This window comes from Pseudomonas sp. Root562 (assembly GCF_001427125.1).
In the GTDB taxonomy this organism is placed as follows: Bacteria; Pseudomonadota; Gammaproteobacteria; order Pseudomonadales; family Pseudomonadaceae; genus Aquipseudomonas.
On sequence record NZ_LMGK01000025.1, the window covers coordinates 75,066 to 86,916 of the forward strand.

Sequence of the window (11,851 nt, forward strand, 5' to 3'; positions counted from 1 at the left end):
GCATGCCCAGCCCACTGCGCCCGAATCAACGTCGGTTTCCGTTGCACGTGCATATCAGCGTGATGTTCACCTTTTTGCTTTTGCTGACCGGGGTGGTGCTGGGTGTTTTCAACTATCACCAAACCACGCAGATCATCCTGTCCAGCAGCGAGAGGCTTTTCAATCGAATTGAGCAGGACGTGCGCGTGGACCTGCACGCGACCTACGAACCGATTCGGCATTTGCTCAGCCTGCTGGTGCACGCGCCTGCAGTCCAGGCTCCCGATCTGCAACAGCGCCTGGCGTTACTCCCGCCGTTCAGCCAGTCACTCCAGGACAATCCCGACCTCGCCTCGTTGTACCTGGGCTACGACAACGGTGACTTCTTCATGGTGCGGCCGCTGCGCTCCGCGCCTCTGAAAGCCCTGCTCAAAGCCCCGGATACAGCGGCATTCCAGGTATGGAGCATCGAACATGACGCTAACGGCCAGGTTCATTCCCAATCACTTTTTTTCGATAAAGACCTGATGTTGATCAGTCGCCTGGACAATCCCGGCGATAATTACGATCCACGCAGCCGTGCCTGGTTCTCCAGCGCCAGCCACGACAACGATCAGATCACCACCGAGCCCTACATTTTTTTCTCCACCCGCGAAATTGGCACTACGCTGGCCCGGCGCGGCGGTGAGAATGTGGTGATGGGCGCCGACCTGACCCTGGCCGCACTCAGCGCTACCCTGGCCAGGCATGTGGTGACGCCGGCTACCGAAATCGTGCTGTTCGATGGTCAGGGCAATGCCATTGCCTACCCCGACAGCAGTCGATTGATCATCGACGATCAGTCCGCCCGCCTGATCAAGGCGGCCGACCTGAACCCCAGTCTTGGCGCATTGCTCAACAACCCGACGCAGGGCAACCGCCTGAGTGCCGCCGGTCGCAACTGGATCGTGGCCCGCAGCAGCATGCAGGAGGGTGGCCCCCAAGGGCTGCAACTGGCAATGCTGGTGCCGGAAGATGAATTGCTCGTTGACGCCTACCGCATGCGCTGGCAAGGCGCGCTGATTACGCTGGCGACCTTGTTGCTGTGCCTGCCGCTTGGCTGGCTGACGTCGAGAATCCTGGTCAAACCCCTGCGTGCACTGGTGCAGGAAGCGGACGCGATACGCAGTTTCGATTTCAACTTTCCGCTGTCCCGGCGATCCCCGGTGCTGGAGATTGACCAACTGAGCGTGTCGATGGCGCGCATGAAAGACACGCTGGCGAGCTTTTTTCAGATCACCGACAGCCTGAGCGCCGAGACCCGCTTTGCGCCGCTGCTGGAACGGGTGTTGTTCGAAACGGTAAAAATCGGCCAGGCCCAGGCCGGCCTGATTTACCTGCGCGAAGGCGACGGGGACCGCATGGAACCCCATGGCCTGGTGATTAACGACGTCGCTCAGCCCCTGTCATCCTTCGACATCCAGGCGCATGAACTGCAAGACGTGCAAAGCCCGACATGGCTGCGGCAGCTGTCGGGCGCCAACAACGTCGTGACCAACCTGGGCTTCGAACAGGCAGGGGACCTGCAGAAAGTACTGCTGGCAATGGCCTGCCCGCGAGTCCATCTGATTGGCATCCGCTTGCACAATCGCCACAACGAAACCGTGGGGCTGCTGGTGTTTTTGCTGGCCGATAGCGGCGAGCGCAGTGATCTGGAGAAACTGCGTCCGGATCGCATAGCGTTTCTTCAGGCCGTGTCTGGCGCGGCCGCGGTGAGTATCGAGAGTCAGCGACTGCAAGTCAGGCAAAAACAGTTGCTGGACGCTTTCATCAAACTGCTGGCCGGTGCGATTGACGCGAAAAGCCCCTACACCGGTGGCCATTGCCAGCGCGTGCCAGCACTGACCCTGATGCTCGCCGAGGCTGCAGCGGCCAGCCAGGCCCCGGAGTTCGCCAGCTACCAACCCACGGACGATGAATGGGAGGCGCTGCACATCGCCGCCTGGCTACACGATTGCGGCAAGATCACCACCCCGGAATACGTCGTCGATAAAGCCACGAAACTGGAAACCCTGAACGACCGTATCCACGAAATCCGCACTCGCGTCGAAGTGCTCAAGCGCGATGTCTGGATCGGTTATTGGCGAGGCATTGCCCAGGGTGGCGACGAACAACAACTGGCGCCGCTACGTGATACAGCGCTGACGGCGCTCGATGAGGATTTTGCGTTCATCGCGCGTTGCAATCTCGGTGGCGAAGCCATGGCCGAAGCCGATCTGCAACGCCTGCACAGCATCGCTCAACGCACCTGGACCCGAACCCTGGATGACCGCTTGGGAGTTTCATGGGAAGAAAACCGGCGTCAGGCCCGCACCCCGGCGGCGACTCTGCCGGTCATTGAATCACTGCTGGCCGACAAACCCGAGCATCTGTTCGAACGCCCGGCAGTTGAACTGATAGCGCCGGACAATCCCTCGGGTTTCAAGCTCAATGTGCCACCCTTCAAGTACAACCGCGGCGAACTCTACAACCTGAGCATTACCCGCGGCACCCTGACGAACGAAGAGCGATACATCATCAACCATCACATGGTGCAGACCATCCTGATGCTCAACCACCTGCCTTTCCCGGAACACCTGCGCAACGTTCCGGAAATCGCCGGTGGTCATCACGAAAAAATGGACGGCACCGGTTATCCGAAACGGCTCAAACGCGAGGAAATGAGCCTGCCGGCGCGAATGATGGCGATTGCCGATATTTTCGAAGCACTGACCGCCGCCGACCGCCCCTACAAGAAAGCCAAGTCCTTGAGCGAAGCGCTGGGCATCATGGCATTCATGTGCCGGGACGCCCACATCGACCCGCAACTGTTTGGACTGTTCATCAACGCGCGCATCTATCTGCTCTACGCCGAACGCTTTCTCGACCCTCAACAGATCGATGCGGTGGACGTGCAAGGCCTGCTGATCAAGGCAGGCCTGAAGGGGTGATCAGCAATCGGTCAGGCGCAGGAAAATCGCGGCCAACTGCTCGATTCCGGCCTGATCCTGTGCCGTGAAACGCGAAAGTTTCGGGCTGTCGAGGTCAAGCACGCCGATCAGTCGGCCATCCTTGATCAGCGGCACCACCAGTTCACTGTTTGATGCACTGTCACAAGCGATGTGCCCTGGGAAGGCGTGCACGTCTTCGACCAGTTGCGTCTGCAAGGTCGCAGCCGCCGTTCCGCATACTCCACGGCCAAACGGGATACGCACACAAGCGATCTGCCCTTGAAACGGGCCCAGCACCAGTTCTTCGTTGCGATTGAGGTAGAAGCCCGCCCAGTTCAGGTCATCGAGCTGATTGAACAGAAACGCCGAAAATTGCGCGGCGTTGGCGATGAAATCCCGCTCGTCCGCCAGCAACGATTCGAGCTGCGCGTGCAGCATGCCGTAACCTTCGAGGCCCTGGCCGCTTTTTTGTAAATCGATCATGCCTTGTGCTCCAACAGTTTCAGCCCAACCCAATAGCGGGCAAATTGATACGCGCAACGACCGTTGCGATTGCCGCGTCCCGTGGCCCAACGCACGGCGAGGATGTCCAGCGCTTCGTCCCGTTGCCACTTGAGGCCGGCCTTGTCCGCCAGTTGGCCGATCCAGTGTTCGACGACGTTGAGATAGTGCTCTTGGGTAAACGGATAAAACGACAGCCACAGACCGAAGCGATCCGACAGCGCGATCTTGTCTTCCACCGCTTCGCTGGGGTGCAGTTCGCCGTCGACGCGTTTCCAGTTTTCGTTATCGCTTTCTTTCTCCGGCACCAGGTGGCGACGGTTCGAAGTGGCGTACAGCAATACATTGTCCGGCGCTTGTTCGAGCGAACCGTCGAGCACGCTCTTGAGCACGCGGTAGTCACCCTCGCCCGACTCGAACGACAAGTCATCGCAGAACAGCACGAAACGTTGCGGCAATTTGGCGATCTGTTCGACCACTCGCGGCAAGTCGGCCAGGTGATCGCGTTCAATCTCGATCAGGCGCAATCCACCCTTGGCATGCTCGGCCAGCAAGGCACGCACCAGCGACGACTTGCCGGTACCGCGCGAACCCCAAAGCAACGCGTGGTTGGCCGGCATGCCATCGAGGAACTGCCGGGTATTGCGTCCCAGTTGCTCCAGTTGCCGGTCAACGCCGATCAGGTCGGACAGGCGCATGTCGAGGCTGACTTGCAGTGGCAGCAGAAACCCGCTTCGTCCCTCGCGCTGCCAGCGCGCTGCCAGGCAATGGGACCAGTCTATGGCTTGCCGAGGTGCGGGCAGCAACGGTTCGATTCGAGCCAGAACGGCGTCGGCACGTTCAAGAAAAGCATTCAATCGGGAGTCCACGTCTTTTCCTCGGGCACGTTCACGGTAATGATGGTGATACATCGACGAAACTTAGCGTTCAATGAGCGATCACCCCGGTACACGGGGTCGCGAGAACATCGGTATACATGCATGATCGACTATGCTTGAGCAGCGAAGGGAAACGGAAGTGGTTCAGCACCCCATGGATATCAAGTTCACCAACCGGCTGTCCTACAAGCAAGCCCGGCTTACCGTGCTGGTTGGTTTCATTTTGGGCATGCTGCTCAGCCTGCTGCAAATAGGCATCGATTATGCCAGTGAAGACGCCTCCATCAACCGCGAAATACTGTCTTTGCTGGAAATCAGCCACAACCCCGCCTCGCGCATCGCCTATAACATCGACGCCGAACTCGCTCAGGAACTGACACTGGGCCTGCTGCGTTCTCCGGCAATCATCGGAGCCAGACTGATCGATAACAACGGCAACGTGCTGGCCGACGTCAAGCGCCCCGGCCAGCAAAGTGGCTATCGCATGATCAGCGACCTGTTGTTCGGCGCCGAACGACAGTTCGAAGACCGCCTCTATCTGGACCACCTGCCCAACGAATCCCTTGGCACACTAAAACTGGACGTCGACACTTATTCGTTCGGCTATCGCTTCCTGCGTCGGGCCGAGGTGACGCTGCTCAACGGCTTCGCCCGCAGCCTGATCCTGACCGGCATTCTGCTGACACTGTTCTATGTAATGTTGACCAAACCTCTGGTGCGGCTGATTCACGAACTCAGTAGCCGGGATTCACGCAGCGGGGAACCCACGCCTCTGGAATGTCCGGCAGGGCACGCCAACGATGAAATCGGCGTGCTGGTGAAAGTCGCCAACCAACAATTCGAGAACGTCACCACTGAAATCCAGCAGCGGCGCAACGCCGAAAACCGCCTGACCGATTACCTCGGCCAACTGGAAAACATCGTCTCGGCGCGCACAGCGGAGCTCAAGGCAATCAACACCCGGCTCAGTCAGTCCAATCAGGAACTGGAACTGGCTCGCAGTACGGCGCTGGACATGGCCGAAGCACGCTCGGTATTCCTGGCCAACATGAGCCACGAAATCCGTACGCCGCTCAATGGTCTGTTGGGCATGATTGCGCTATCGCTCGATGGGCCATTGACTGCCGAACAACAGCAACAGCTGTCGATTGCTCACGACTCGGGCAAAGTTCTGGTGGAATTGCTCAACGATATTCTCGATCTGTCGAAGTTCGATGCCGGTCAGCTTGAACTTGAAAACATCCCGTTTGACCTTGGCTCATTGGTCGAAGACACGGCCAACCTGTTGTCGCAAAACGCCGCACCAAGTGTCGAGCTGACTTGCCTGATCGACCCACACTTCCCGGCGCTGGTGCTCGGCGATCCGACGCGGGTCAGGCAAATCGTCAGCAACCTGCTCTCCAACGCCCTCAAATTTACCCGTTTCGGCAGGGTCGACGTCCGTCTGTCGAGCATCGGCGACGGCGATGGCGTACGAATCGAGGTTTGTGACACCGGCATCGGTATTCCCCAGGATGCCCAGGTCAAAATCTTCCAGCCCTTCACCCAGGCCGGCGCCGGTATTACCCGGCAGTTCGGCGGCACCGGGTTGGGGCTGGCCCTGACCTACAACCTCTGTGAAGCGATGCACGGGCGCCTGACCATCAGCTCAGAAGCAGGTTTCGGCAGTCAGTTCTGCGCAGAATTGCCGTTGCCTCGCCACACGCGAGCCCTGCCGCCGCTGCCATTGCAGGGCAAGGTCGTCGCCATTACCGCCGCAAGCAGTGGCTTGGCGGAACTGCTGGGCAGCCTGCTGCCGGGTTGGGGGCTGGAATATCAGCAACGCGCCATTGATGAATCCCTTCTAGGTTTGAATCCTGATGTGCTGATCACCGATTGCCCCGAATGCCTGTTCAACCTGCGCCCGACTTTCAGTGCGCCAATTCTGCTGGTGACCGCTTACGGCAATTTCATGCCCGGAGAGCAAGTCAACGCCCTCGCCCCCTTGCAGCAGCAAGCGCGGCCCCTGGCACGCAACGCTCTGCACCAGACCTTGCGACGAATCCTGCAACCGCAAATCAGCACCGTCAGCGATACGCCGGTGGATATCCTCAGCCCGCAGCGCCGGGCACGGGTGCTGTTGGTCGAGGACAACCCGGTCAATCAATTGGTGGCCAAAGGCATGCTCGGCAAACTCGGCTGCGACGTAACCGTCGCCGCTCACGGAGCCGAGGCGCTCGACCGGCTGGAGAATGATGAATTCGATCTGGTGCTGATGGACTGCAACATGCCAGTGATGGACGGCTATGAAGCCAGTCGGCAAATCCGTCGTAGCGGACGATGGCCGGAACTGCCGATCGTCGCCCTGACCGCCAACGCCATGTCGGAGGAACGCGAACGATGCCGCGCGGCGGGCATGAGCGACTACCTGGCCAAACCCTTCCGCCGCGAAGAACTGGCCTCACTGCTGGACCTGTGGGTTCCCGTTACGACAGAGCCCTGATCTGCCCCAAAAGATGGTCCAGCCCCTGGCGCAAATCATTCAGGCGATTGAGGTCCACGCCGCTGTCGCATAACAACCGAGCCTTGAGCGGTCCGACTTGATCGCGCAATGCCGTACCGGCGGGCGACAGGCTCAGGTGCACCTCGCGCTCATCGCGCGCCGAGCGTTGGCGCTGAACCAGTTGCAGTTGCTCCAATCGCTTGAGCAACGGCGTCAGCGTGCCGGAATCCAGCGCCAGACGCTCGCCCAATGCCTTGACGGTCGGTTGCTCCGGGGCGGTCTCTTGCCATTCCCACAACACCAGCATGGCCAGGTACTGCGGGTACGTCAGCCCCAGTTGATCGAGCATCGGCTTGTAGGCACGAATCACCGCGCGGGAAGCGGCGTACAGCTTGAAGCACAGCTGACTGTCGAGATTCAGGGAATCGACTGACACGCTGTTCATTTGAGCAGGGCTTCGATCTCGCGGCTCAGATCCTGCGGCTTGGTGGCAGGGGCAAAACGCTTGACCAACTGGCCGTCCTTGCCGATCAGGAACTTGGTGAAATTCCATTTGATGCCTTGGGAGCCGAGCACGCCGGGCGCACGCTGCTTCAACTGTACGAACAGCGGATGGGCACCCGCGCCGTTGACTTCAATCTTTTTGAACAGCGGGAAACTGACACCGTAGTTCAGCTCGCAAAACTCACTGATCGCGCCTTCGTTACCGGGCTCTTGCTTGCCGAATTGATTGCAGGGAAAGCCGAGCACCACCAGGCCTTGATCCTTGTAGGTCTGCCACAGTTCCTCGAGGCCTTTGTACTGCGGCGTGAAACCGCACTTGCTGGCCGTGTTGACCACCAGCACGGCCTTGCCAGCGAAATCCGCCAGAGTCTTTTGCTCGCCCTTGATCGTGGTGCAAGGAATGTTCAGCAGATTGTCGCTCATGATTTGCGCTCTGGAAGAGATGAGGGATACAAAATAGAGTGCAATTGAATTGTGTGCAATTTAAATTACCGGACGCCACGCTACTGTAGGAGCAAGGCTTGCCCGCGATGGCGTTCTTGAGATCGCCATCGCGGGCAAGCCTTGCTCCTACGGATAAGTGTTATCCCCGTGGTACCAGGTCCAGGCACACCGAGTTGATGCAGTACCGCAGCCCGGTCGGCGGTGGTCCGTCAGGAAACACGTGGCCCAGGTGCGCATCGCATTTGGCGCAGACCACTTCAGTGCGGATCATGCCGTGGCTGACATCGCGGATTTCCGTCATGGCACTGTCGCCGATCGGCGCATAAAAACTTGGCCAGCCGCAGCCGGAATCGAATTTGGTTGTGGAATCGAACAACGGCTCGTTACAGCAGATGCAGTGGTAGATACCGTCGACCTTGCTGTCGTTGTATTTGCCGGAAAACGGCCGCTCCGTGCCCTTGAGCCGGCATACGTTGTACTGCTCCGGATCGAGCATGGCTTTCCATTCTTCCAGGGTTTTTTCCAACTTTTCCATCATCACACCTCGGCGGCTGAAAAAGCCCGATCTGTACCTTTTCCACGGATCGGGCGGCACGTATGATTGCGCCTCGTCAAACGCCAGTCTGGCAGCCAGACCACGCGCATTCAAACAGATTTATGGGTGCAGCCTCCAAGGCGTCAGGCCTGTGTGATTACGCAGGATTCCCAGTACGGTTGTTCATACGCCGCCTGGATCGTTCATTTTCGGGAACACATCGCCATGCAGGTCAGCAAATCGAACAAGCTCGCCAACGTCTGCTACGACATTCGCGGCCCAGTGCTCAAGCACGCCAAACGCCTGGAAGAGGAAGGCCATCGCATCCTCAAGCTGAACATCGGCAACCCGGCGCCCTTTGGTTTCGAAGCGCCGGATGAAATTCTCCAGGACGTCATCCGCAACTTGCCGACCGCCCAGGGCTACAGCGACTCCAAAGGCCTGTTCAGCGCGCGCAAAGCCGTGATGCAGTACTACCAGCAAAAGCAGGTGGAAGGCGTCGGCATCGAAGACATTTACCTGGGTAACGGCGTTTCCGAGCTCATCGTGATGTCGATGCAGGCCCTGCTCAACAACGGCGATGAAGTGCTGGTGCCGGCTCCCGACTATCCGCTGTGGACTGCCGCCGTGAGCCTGTCGGGCGGCAACCCGGTGCATTATCTGTGTGACGAGCAGGCCAACTGGTGGCCGGACCTGGCCGACATCAAGGCCAAGATCACCCCGAACACCAAAGCCCTGGTGATCATCAACCCGAACAACCCGACCGGTGCGGTGTACTCCAGGGAAGTCCTGCTGGGCATGCTGGAACTGGCCCGCCAGCACAACCTGGTGGTGTTCTCCGACGAGATCTACGACAAGATCCTCTACGACGATGCCGTGCACATCTGCACTGCTTCCCTGGCGCCGGACTTGCTGTGCCTGACCTTCAACGGCCTGTCCAAGTCCTACCGCGTAGCCGGTTTCCGCTCTGGCTGGATCGCCATTTCCGGGCCGAAACACCATGCCCAGAGCTACATCGAAGGCATCGACATGCTGGCCAACATGCGCTTGTGTGCCAACGTGCCGAGCCAGCACGCGATCCAGACCGCGTTGGGTGGCTATCAGAGCATCAACGACCTGGTGCTGCCACCGGGTCGTCTGTTGGAGCAGCGCAACCGCACATGGGAACTGCTCAACGACATCCCGGGCGTGAGTTGCGTCAAGCCGATGGGCGCTCTGTATGCCTTCCCGCGGATCGACCCAAAAGTCTGCCCGATCCACAACGACGAAAAATTCGTCCTCGACCTGCTGCTCTCCGAGAAGCTGTTGGTGGTTCAGGGCACTGCGTTCAACTGGCCGTGGCCGGACCACTTCCGCGTCGTGACCCTGCCTCGCGTCGATGACCTGGACATGGCCATCGGCCGCATCGGCAATTTCCTCAAGTCCTATCGGCAGTAAATGACCGGTTTACCGTGCGACGGCGCTTGCAGAGTCGCACGGTGATTCATTCAGCAACATATGTTTGCACCCAGTCGAGCACTGACACTTCTAGCCTTGATCAATACTGCGCTGCCTGCTCCGGTCCAACGCCGACGGGGCAAATGAGACCTGCCGGCCTACAAACACTTCCTGCATCAATGTCGGAAATGCCCTGCAAGCAGCTAAGCTTTTACCGTAGGACACAGTTTGAAATAGTCACCCGGTTGAATACCCCGGTGCAGCACCTTATATACCCCGCAGTACGCTACATTTTTAGCATAAGGAGATTTCTACAACCATGATGCGCATCCTGCTGTTTTTGGCCACTAACCTGGCGGTCGTGCTGATTGCCAGCATCACCCTGAGCCTTTTCGGCTTCAACGGGTTCATGGCGGCCAACGGGGTTGATCTCAACCTCAATCAGCTGCTGATTTTCTGTGCGGTCTTTGGTTTCGCCGGTTCCCTGTTCTCGCTGTTCATCTCCAAGTGGATGGCGAAGATGAGCACCAGCACCCAGATCATCACCCAGCCACGCACGCGTCACGAGCAATGGCTGCTGCAAACAGTCGAGCAACTGTCCCGCGAAGCCGGGATCAAGATGCCCGAAGTCGGGATTTTCCCGGCCTACGAGGCGAACGCCTTCGCTACCGGCTGGAACAAGAACGATGCACTGGTGGCGGTCAGCCAGGGCTTGCTCGAACGTTTTTCGCCGGATGAAGTGAAAGCCGTTCTCGCCCACGAAATCGGCCACGTGGCTAACGGCGACATGGTCACACTTGCGTTGATCCAGGGCGTCGTGAACACCTTCGTGATGTTCTTCGCGCGGATCATCGGCAACTTTGTCGACAAGGTGATCTTCAAGAATGAAGAAGGCCAGGGTATTGCCTACTACGTGGCAACCATCTTCGCCGAACTGGTTCTGGGCATCCTGGCCAGTGCCATCGTCATGTGGTTCTCGCGCAAACGCGAATTCCGCGCTGACGAAGCCGGCGCCAACCTGGCCGGCACCGCCGCGATGATCGGCGCCCTGCAACGCCTGCGCGCCGAACAAGGCCTGCCGGTGCACATGCCCGACACCCTGAACGCCTTCGGCATCAACGGTGGCATCAAACAGGGCTTCGCCCGCATGTTCATGAGCCACCCGCCTCTGGAAGAGCGTATCGACGCTCTGGCTCGTCGTCGGGGCTAAGTGGCAACGCAATAAACAGGAAGGCCCGCAGAGATGCGGGCCTTTTTTTGTCTGCTGATTGATGCGGTTTTCTTCAGGGCCTCTTCGCGGGCAAGCCTCGCCCCTACTGAAGATCCACCCCTTGCAGGAGCGAGCCTCGCCCGCGAAAGGGCCAGTACAGACAACACACCTTTTATTGAATGGAAACCCGGTACACCCGCTCTTCAAGCCGAGTAACACCCGCCTCCAGAAATTTCCCGCTCTCACTCAGCACATCCTGATCTTCCAGGATCTTCAGCGCCCACGAATCGCCAAACAGCCGCTGCACTTCATCATCGACAACGGCAAACGGCGGGCCAGGCATCTGCGTCTGGTCATAGTCCAGAGTGATCAGTAGACCCCGGGACTCTTTGGGCAATATCCGCTTCAAATGATCCGCATATTCCTCACGCATTGCCTGGGGTAACGCGATCAATGCGGCACGGTCATAGAGCGCAGAACAATCGGCCACGTCGCCGGCAGTCAGCGCAAAGAAATCACCGCACCACAACTCTATCGAACCTGCCCGATAAACCTTGAAAGGCCCTTGCTCGCTGACGGCAGGATCAAAGCCGTGTTCGCTGAAGAAATCCTCCACGGCCTTCTCCGACAATTCGATCCCCAGAACCTCATGCCCCTGATGGGCAAGCCAAAGCAGGTCCAGACTTTTTCCGCACAAGGGAACCAGCACACGAGCCCCCTCCTCCAGCCCTAACGACGGCCAGAACCGTTGCAGATACGGGTTCACCCGCGGCAGATGAAAGCCGATCTGATTTGCCGCCCACTTCTTGTGCCAAAACTCCGGCTGCATAGATAACCCCGAAAATTCGATCAAAACACCCTAAAACTTATATTAGATTTAGATCAATGATCTGATTGAAGATGGCGCCATCT

10 protein-coding genes are annotated in these 11,851 nt (G+C 58.8%); 4 read left to right on the forward strand and 6 right to left on the reverse strand.

The genetic code is table 11. The features are described from left to right. Window positions 1-2 precede the first annotated feature (2 nt). Window positions 3-2,948, forward strand: coding sequence for an HD domain-containing phosphohydrolase (locus ASD60_RS24020; RefSeq protein WP_056856376.1), 2,946 nt, complete (start codon window positions 3-5; stop codon window positions 2,946-2,948). Here ASD60_RS24020 and ASD60_RS24025 read toward each other — a convergent pair whose 3' ends face one another. Continuing rightward, on the reverse strand, window positions 2,949-3,431 hold the full coding sequence (locus tag ASD60_RS24025; RefSeq protein WP_056856377.1) for a GAF domain-containing protein: 483 nt from the start codon (window positions 3,429-3,431) through the stop codon (window positions 2,949-2,951). It abuts the gene before it with no gap. Continuing rightward, window positions 3,428-4,318 (reverse strand): ATP-binding protein, encoded by an 891-nt coding sequence (locus ASD60_RS24030; RefSeq protein WP_056856378.1) that lies wholly within the window; start codon window positions 4,316-4,318, stop codon window positions 3,428-3,430. The genes ASD60_RS24025 and ASD60_RS24030 overlap by 4 nt, the downstream gene beginning before the upstream one ends. Before the next feature lie 163 nt (window positions 4,319-4,481). Here ASD60_RS24030 and ASD60_RS24035 point away from each other — a divergent pair, with 163 nt between their 5' ends. Beyond that, on the forward strand, window positions 4,482-6,809 hold the full coding sequence (locus tag ASD60_RS24035; protein ID WP_177336605.1) for a hybrid sensor histidine kinase/response regulator: 2,328 nt from the start codon (window positions 4,482-4,484) through the stop codon (window positions 6,807-6,809). On the opposite strand, the gene ASD60_RS24040 is transcribed toward ASD60_RS24035, so the two are convergent. The 3 genes from ASD60_RS24040 to msrB form a co-directional block, all read right to left on the reverse strand. After that, window positions 6,793-7,254, reverse strand: a complete 462-nt coding sequence (locus ASD60_RS24040) for a MarR family winged helix-turn-helix transcriptional regulator (RefSeq protein WP_056856380.1) — start codon at window positions 7,252-7,254, stop codon at window positions 6,793-6,795. The genes ASD60_RS24035 and ASD60_RS24040 overlap by 17 nt on opposite strands. Beyond that, window positions 7,251-7,736: a glutathione peroxidase gene (locus tag ASD60_RS24045; RefSeq protein ID WP_056856381.1), complete on the reverse strand. Its 486-nt coding sequence runs from the start codon at window positions 7,734-7,736 to the stop codon at window positions 7,251-7,253. Before ASD60_RS24045 ends, ASD60_RS24040 begins: the two co-directional genes overlap by 4 nt. Before the next feature lie 160 nt (window positions 7,737-7,896). Beyond that, window positions 7,897-8,292, reverse strand: coding sequence for a peptide-methionine (R)-S-oxide reductase MsrB (gene msrB / locus ASD60_RS24050; RefSeq protein WP_056856382.1), 396 nt, complete (start codon window positions 8,290-8,292; stop codon window positions 7,897-7,899). A gap of 225 nt (window positions 8,293-8,517) precedes the next feature. On the opposite strand from msrB, the gene ASD60_RS24055 reads away from it, so the two are divergent. Together ASD60_RS24055 and htpX are read left to right on the forward strand one after the other, a co-directional pair. Next, window positions 8,518-9,729, forward strand: a complete 1,212-nt coding sequence (locus ASD60_RS24055) for a pyridoxal phosphate-dependent aminotransferase (protein ID WP_056856383.1) — start codon at window positions 8,518-8,520, stop codon at window positions 9,727-9,729. A 319-nt stretch (window positions 9,730-10,048) separates the two neighbouring features. Then, the gene (gene htpX, locus ASD60_RS24060) at window positions 10,049-10,939 is read left to right on the forward strand and encodes a protease HtpX (protein ID WP_007973520.1); all 891 of its coding nucleotides are present in this window, start codon (window positions 10,049-10,051) and stop codon (window positions 10,937-10,939) included. Between the two features lie 172 nt (window positions 10,940-11,111). On the opposite strand, the gene ASD60_RS24065 is transcribed toward htpX, so the two are convergent. Next, a complete protein-coding gene (locus ASD60_RS24065; protein ID WP_056856384.1) occupies window positions 11,112-11,768 on the reverse strand; it encodes a thiopurine S-methyltransferase in 657 nt (218 codons plus the stop codon). Window positions 11,769-11,851: the final 83 nt, after the last annotated feature.

Coding starts and splice junctions, on each gene's coding strand:
- ASD60_RS24020 (WP_056856376.1), top strand. CDS start 3: ATGCCCAGCCCACTGCGCCCGAATCAACGTCGGTTTCCGTTGCACGTG.
- ASD60_RS24025 (WP_056856377.1), bottom strand. CDS start 3,431: ATGATCGATTTACAAAAAAGCGGCCAGGGCCTCGAAGGTTACGGCATG.
- ASD60_RS24035 (WP_177336605.1), top strand. CDS start 4,482: ATGGATATCAAGTTCACCAACCGGCTGTCCTACAAGCAAGCCCGGCTT.
- ASD60_RS24040 (WP_056856380.1), bottom strand. CDS start 7,254: ATGAACAGCGTGTCAGTCGATTCCCTGAATCTCGACAGTCAGCTGTGC.
- ASD60_RS24045 (WP_056856381.1), bottom strand. CDS start 7,736: ATGAGCGACAATCTGCTGAACATTCCTTGCACCACGATCAAGGGCGAG.
- msrB (WP_056856382.1), bottom strand. CDS start 8,292: ATGGAAAAGTTGGAAAAAACCCTGGAAGAATGGAAAGCCATGCTCGAT.
- ASD60_RS24055 (WP_056856383.1), top strand. CDS start 8,518: ATGCAGGTCAGCAAATCGAACAAGCTCGCCAACGTCTGCTACGACATT.
- htpX (WP_007973520.1), top strand. CDS start 10,049: ATGATGCGCATCCTGCTGTTTTTGGCCACTAACCTGGCGGTCGTGCTG.
- ASD60_RS24065 (WP_056856384.1), bottom strand. CDS start 11,768: ATGCAGCCGGAGTTTTGGCACAAGAAGTGGGCGGCAAATCAGATCGGC.